Origin of the sequence: Nostoc sp. CHAB 5715 (genome assembly GCF_020829685.1) — a bacterium.
In the GTDB taxonomy this organism is placed as follows: Bacteria; Cyanobacteriota; Cyanobacteriia; order Cyanobacteriales; family Nostocaceae; genus Nostoc.
In genome coordinates this window covers 1-2,812 of record NZ_JAIVFR010000954.1, presented here as the reverse complement: position 1 = coordinate 2,812, position 2,812 = coordinate 1, and the positions used below count along the sequence as shown (strand labels likewise).

General features: G+C 42.7%; 2 protein-coding genes. Both read right to left on the bottom strand.

Features of this window, described 5'->3' with window-relative positions; all coding sequences use genetic code 11:
• Positions 1 to 960: calcium-binding protein (locus LC574_RS34270; protein WP_229458064.1), on the bottom strand; the 960-nt coding region annotated here is incomplete at its 3' end.
• 482 nt (positions 961 to 1,442) lie between these two features.
• A partial coding sequence (locus LC574_RS34260) for a DVUA0089 family protein (RefSeq protein ID WP_229458063.1) occupies positions 1,443 to 2,812 on the bottom strand: 1,370 nt, incomplete at its 5' end.

The window sequence follows — 2,812 nt, the reverse complement described above, 5'->3', positions numbered from 1 at the left end:
GCCGTCACCACCATTGAGGATATCATTGCCATTATTACCATCTAGAGTATCATTGCCTGCTCCGCCATTCAAAGTGTTGTTAGAAGTATTACCAAAAATGAAGTTGCTAAGACTGTTACCTGTCCCGGTGATATCGCTACCTTCCCTCAGCCTCAGATTTTCCAGATTAGTGCCTAGTGTGTAGGTGACAGAAGACCGGACGGTATCTGTGCCTGAATTCGCAGCCTCTATAATCCTATCAAGAGTAGTGTCAACGAGGTAAGTGTCGTCGCCTGCACCACCTATTAGAGTGTCAGTACCCAAGCCCCCATCAAGTGTGTCATCGCCATTATTACCGGATAATCGGTTATTTTGGCTGTCACCAACAATGCTGTCATTTCCATTTGTGCCGATGACATTATCAAAGTTGACTGCTGTAAATGACAATGCTCCTAAGCCAGGAACGTTATTGGCAGCCAGACTTTGGGTTCGCAGGTTAACGGTGATAGCTACCCCAGGCAGAGATTGGGATGCATCTATAGTGTTGTTGGCAACATTAGCATTAGCAATAACCTTTTCTACTCTAAAGAGTTGGTCTTGCCCAAATCCGCCAACTTTTTCAATGGTTCCAAAACCTGACAAGGTAATGACTTGATCTAATTGACTGTAGTCTGCTGTATCATTGCCATCTCCGCCATTAATGCTGTCGTTACCCTGACTGCCTATGAAGGTGTCATTGCCTGCACCACCTATTAGAGTGTTGTTTCCTGTGCCCCCATCAAGTGTGTCATTGCCATTTCCACCGATTAGACTGTCGTTTGCCGTTCCACCTGCGAGAGAATCGTTACCATCTGCACCATTCAAAGTGTCGTTACCGGAGGTACTATTGGCATTACCACCACTAGCCCAACCAACTATCGTGTCATTTCCTGAAGTCCCAGAAAGATTGTCAGCAGTTGTTTTGCCGAAAATAAATGCCATGTTAATTCTCCTGAATTTCTCACTACTACGTAAGTTCAGCCTTAGTTAAAGAACTATTCATCAGTAAAGATGTAGATTACTTGCCATTTGCGTAATCTATAGCAATCCGAGTCAGATTTTTTGGTAGCAAATCTTTTTTTGTACCAAAAAATAATTTTCTATTAAGGAAATACACATTAGAATGCATTTCTTTAATTCATATAGGAATCTAGAATTTATGTAAAACTTAATAATACTTAAGGATTACATAATTATTCGGTCGGTTTAGCCGACCAAATGAGTTACATTTCTACTGACGGCGGCGCTAGCTTGGAGTTACTTGAAAGCAAGGTATTGCCTGCCTGGAATTGCGGCTTTAGATGATGGTTAATAGCCATCTTTAGAATTATGTAGAGACGTTACATATAAAGTCTCTACATTAAATAGGGGAAAAACTGTGGAAACTAAATGCCTGAAATTACTTTCTTAATTTAACAACGTTCTTATGCCACACTGACTTCTAGCGTATAAGAAAAATCAGGTCTAGAGCCGCTACCAGAGAAAGTTCCGCCATCTTGAGGCAAGAAAGGAAATTTACTAACTGAAATGGAGTATGTACCCGCACTCAACGAACTGGTAATTAATGACGAATTGTTACCGCCACCATCGTCGTCAGTTTGCACTAAAGTCCCAGTATCGTTAAATAGTCCGAGAACTGAATCTCCCGATGTCACTGTCCTGATAGTGACAGTTCCTGAATTTGCTAAAGAAAAATTATAAAAGTCGAAATCGGAATTGTCCCCCGGTTGAACTGTTGCTATCTGGCCTGAAGCATTAACGTTTGAGCCTGATGACAAGGAACCTAACACTTCAGTGGTTAACAGTGAGTTGTTTGTACCTTTTCCAGCAATTTCCCCTTCAAAATTGAAAAGGAAGTCATCACTATCAAGTGTGAGATTGTTTCTCCCCAGAACAACACTTATAATTTCATCTGGCTCTGCTCCAGGTTTGTCTAAGAATATTCGTGTGTTGTTTCCAATAACTTCTAGACGGTAATCCAGTAGAGATCCTTTGAGTTGAATTTGATCTTGGCTAGAGTCGAAGTCAGTAATAGTAGCGAAGTCCCCAAAACCAGGATTCGCACTGTTGTTATCGTCGTAGAAAACATTTATGAAGTCCCCCAGGATAAATCTATCTGCCCCAGTCCCACCAGTCAAGGTATCAGTTTCCCCTAATCCAGGTGGAAGCAGATTACCACCAGGAAAACCACCAGAAAAAACACTGATGAGGACATCATCTCCGGACCCGCCATTGAGTCTGTCATTGTCGAGTCCGCTTCGTAGTCTATCATCGCCGTCCTCACCGTTGAGGATATCATCGCCGCTACCACCAATGAGTGAGTCATCGCCTGCTCTTCCATTCAGAATGTTGCGGCTCAAATTAGTACCGACGAGGATGTTATTAAGACTGTTACCTGTCGCATTGATGGCGCTAGTTCCCGTCAGCCTCAGATTCTCCAGATTGGCGCCTAGTGTGTAGGTGACAGAAGACAGGACGGTATCTGTGCCTGAATCCGCAGCTTCCGTAATGGTATCGGTAGTACTATCAATGATGTAAGTGTCGTCGCCTGCTCCCCCATTTAGCGTGTCAGTACCCAAGCCCCCATCAAGTGTGTCATTGCCATTATTACTGGATAATAGGTTATTTTGCTTGTCACCAACAATCCTGTCATCTCCATTTGTGCCTTTGATATTGTCAAAGTTGACTACTGTATATGACAATGTTCCCAAGCCAGGAAGGTTATTGGCAACCAAACTTTGGGTTTGTAGGTTAACAGTAATAGATACCCCAGTCAAAGATTGGGATGCATCTA